Source organism: Gemmatimonas sp. (assembly GCF_021298855.1).
In the GTDB taxonomy this organism is placed as follows: domain Bacteria; phylum Gemmatimonadota; class Gemmatimonadetes; order Gemmatimonadales; family Gemmatimonadaceae; genus Gemmatimonas.
In genome coordinates, this window is sequence record NZ_JAJTHI010000042.1 from 1 (window position 1) to 2,563 (window position 2,563).

General features: G+C 71.3%; 1 protein-coding gene and 2 pseudogenes. All 3 read left to right on the forward strand.

The features are described from left to right. Positions 1-295 (forward strand): annotated as a pseudogene (locus LW840_RS12915) (amino acid transporter); the annotation flags it as partial. A gap of 153 nt (positions 296-448) precedes the next feature. Further along, positions 449-1,993, forward strand: a complete 1,545-nt coding sequence (locus tag LW840_RS12920) for a serine hydrolase (RefSeq protein ID WP_291277110.1) — start codon at positions 449-451, stop codon at positions 1,991-1,993. 69 nt (positions 1,994-2,062) lie between these two features. Next, positions 2,063-2,563: pseudogene (locus LW840_RS12925) on the forward strand (amidohydrolase family protein); the annotation flags it as partial.

Genomic DNA, 2,563 nt, shown 5'->3' on the forward strand with positions numbered 1-2,563 from the left:
CCTCGCGCTGAGCGGGACGTTCGAACAGTTGCTCACGTACGTGGTGTTCATCGGGTGGATCTTCTACGGGCTGGGAGCGGCGGCGGTCATCGCGTTGCGCATCAAGCGGCCGGATGCGGTCCGGCCGTTTCGCGTGCCGGGGTATCCCATCACGCCGGTCGTGTTCATTCTCGCCGCGGCCGTCATCGTGCTCAACACCGTCATTTCGCGGCCCGGGCAGGCGGTGATTGGCATCGGGGCGGTACTGCTGGGCGCACCGGCCTACGTGCTCTGGCGCCGGCGCGCCCACCGGTAGCGGAACTGGCGGAGGCAACGGCGTCCCGCGTACGTCATGCGCGTATTCGATGCGGTGCGCGCGAAACAGGGCACCCGTGGTCCATGCTCAGCGCATCCCGATTGCGATACCGATCCCACGGAAACACCGACCGCCGTTCCAACCGTGATCACCATGACTGCCCGCCTCCGTCGACTCCATTGCCTCCGCCGCACCGGCCACGCGGCCGCCCTGCTTCCACTCCTTGCCGCCAGTGCCGCCGCGCAGCCCCGTGAGCCCTTTGCCGGCCTCGACGCCTCCATCACCAAGGCCCTCGCCGACTGGAAGGTCCCGGGACTCGGCCTCGCCATCGTGCGCAACGACTCGGTCCTCTACGCCAGGGGCTATGGCGTGCGCAACACCGCCACCAGCCGGCCGGTGGACGCAAGCACCCTCTTTGCCATTGGCAGCACCACCAAGGCCTTCACCACCGCCGCACTGGCCATGCTGGCCGACTCGGGGCGGCTGGCCTTTGATGCCCCAGTCACCACCTACCTGCCAAGCTTCCAGATGTCCGACCCCGCGGTCACCCGCGAGGTGACCGTGCGGGACATCGTCGCGCACCGCACCGGCCTCGCGCGCGGGGAACCCGTGTGGATGACGTCCGGCGTGCCCCCCGCCGAGATCGTCCGGCGCCTGCGGTACTTCCGCCCGTCGTGGAGCTTCCGGTCGCAGTTCGGCTACTCCAACATCATGTACATCGTGGCTGGTGAGGTGCTGGCCAGCGCCGCCGGCATGCGCTGGGAGGAGTTCATTGCCACGCGCCTCTTCGCGCCGCTGGGGATGACCGGCTCCAACACCACCGACCGCGACATGGAGCGGCACCCCAACGGGGCCACCCCCCACGCCGAGGTGAACGGCACGGTGCGCCCCATCCCGTGGACGCACATCGACAACGCCGGCCCCGCGGGCTCCATCCATTCCTCCGCCACCGACATGGCGCAATGGGTGCGCCTGCAACTGGGGCAGGGGACCGTGGGCGGGCGCGTACTGTACAGCCGCCGCATGGCCGAGGAGATGCACGCGCCGTCCACCATCATCCGGCTGGACTCCGCGGACCGCGCCTTCAACCCGCACACCCACTACGCGGCGTACGGGTTGGGGTGGTTCCTGGAGGACTACCGCGGGCGCGCCGTCGTCCGGCACGGCGGCAGCACCAGCGGCTTCACCGCCCACGTGGCCCTCCTCCCCGAAGAGCGCTTCGGCGTGGTGATCCTCACCAACAAGAACGGCACCGGACTCCCTGAGGCGCTGATGCGCACGCTGTTTGACCTCCAGCTCAAGGCGCCCCCGCGCGACTGGCTGGCCGACGCGCGGGCCCGCGAGCAGGCACGCGAGGCCCGCGCCCGCGAGGCGCAGCAGGGCGCCGCGGCAAACCGCCCCCCCGCCGGCTCCCCGTCGCTGCCACTGGCACGCTACGCCGGGCGCTACGTGGACAGCCTGTACGGCACGATCGAGGTGACCGAGGCGGAAGGTGCCCTGCGCATCACCCATGGCCCGCATCTGTCTGGCGCGCTGGAACACTGGAACGCCGACAACTTCCGGGGCACCTTCAACAACTCCCAGCGCCCCCCGTTCTTCGTGCGCTTCCGCGTGACCCCCGTCGGCACGGTGGACGAGCTGGTGGCAGAGCTGCTGGGAACCCCCGTCACCTTCACCCGCGTAGCGCCCCCGCGCTGACGATCGCCGGCGGGGGTAGCGTGACGCCGACCTCGCCCTGAACACCGTGGGTCCCCCCGCCCCCCGACCATGCCCAGACTCACCGCCCTCGTGCCGCTGCTGGCGGCGCTCGCGCTGCCCCCTGCTGCTGCCGCGCAGGGGGGCGCTCCGTTTGACGTGGTGCTGGCGCACGCCACGCTCGTTGATGGTACCGGCGCGCCGCGCCGCGCGGGTCATGTGGCCATCAAGGGCGGAAGAATCGCGGCGGTACAGGCGACGCCGTTCGCCGCGGGGAGTGCGCCCCGGACGATCGACGTGCGCGGCCAGGTGGTGGCGCCGGGGTTCATCGACCTGCACGCGCACCTCGAGCCGCTGCTGGAGCTCCCCGACGCCACGAGCGCCGCGCGTCAGGGCGTGACCCTGGCGCTGGGGGGGCCGGACGGCGGCGGGCCGTATCCGCTGGCGGCCACCATGGACTCGGCCGCCGCAATGGGCATAGGGATCAATGTGGGGTACCAGGTGGGACACAACACCGTCCGCCAGCAGGTGATGGGGACCGCCAACCGGGCGCCCACCGCGGAGGAGTTGGCC

What these genes read in the sequence shown, in the direction of transcription:
- LW840_RS12920 (WP_291277110.1), top strand. Translation starts at nt 449, where the DNA reads ATGACTGCCCGCCTCCGTCGACTCCATTGCCTCCGCCGCACCGGCCAC.